We start from the raw sequence: 569 nt of genomic DNA on the forward strand, positions 1-569 counted from the left end.
CTCCACAAACTATCAAAATGAAGCTCGCTGTCCTCGCTGCCCTCTTCGGTTCTGCCGCCGCCTTCGCCCCCGCCCAAACCGGAAAGGCCACCACCGCCCTCAACGCCTTCGAGTCCGAGCTCGGTGCCCAACCCCCTCTTGGATTCTTCGATCCCCTTGGACTCCTCGACGACGCCGACCAAGAGCGCTTCGACCGCCTCCGTTATGTTGAGATCAAGCACGGACGCATTGCCCAACTTGCGTTCCTCGGAAACATCATCACCCGCGCCGGAGTCCACCTCCCCGGAAACATTGACTACGCCGGAGACTCCTTCGACTCGTTCCCCAACGGCTGGGCCGCCATCTCTGGACCTGATGCCATCCCCGGAGCAGGCCTCGCCCAAATTGTTGCCTTCATTGGAGCTCTCGAGCTTGGAGTCATGAAGGATGTCACTGGAGAGGCCGAGTTCGTCGGAGACTTCCGTAACGGAGCCCTTGACTTCGGCTGGGACTCCTTCGATGAGGAGACCAAGCTCTCCAAGCGTGCCATCGAGTTGAACAACGGCCGTGCCGCCATGATGGGAATCCTC

1 protein-coding gene is annotated in these 569 nt (G+C 60.5%); it reads left to right on the forward strand.

Going from position 1 to position 569, the window contains the following annotated elements; genetic code table 11:
- Positions 1 to 17 precede the first annotated feature (17 nt).
- Positions 18 to 569 (forward strand): chlorophyll a/b-binding protein (locus H9Y04_RS45975; RefSeq protein WP_187820191.1); only part of this gene is annotated, 552 nt, incomplete at its 3' end.

The sequence above is a fragment of the Streptomyces polyasparticus genome (genome assembly GCF_014493765.1).
Lineage (GTDB): Bacteria > Actinomycetota > Actinomycetes > Streptomycetales > Streptomycetaceae > Streptomyces > Streptomyces polyasparticus.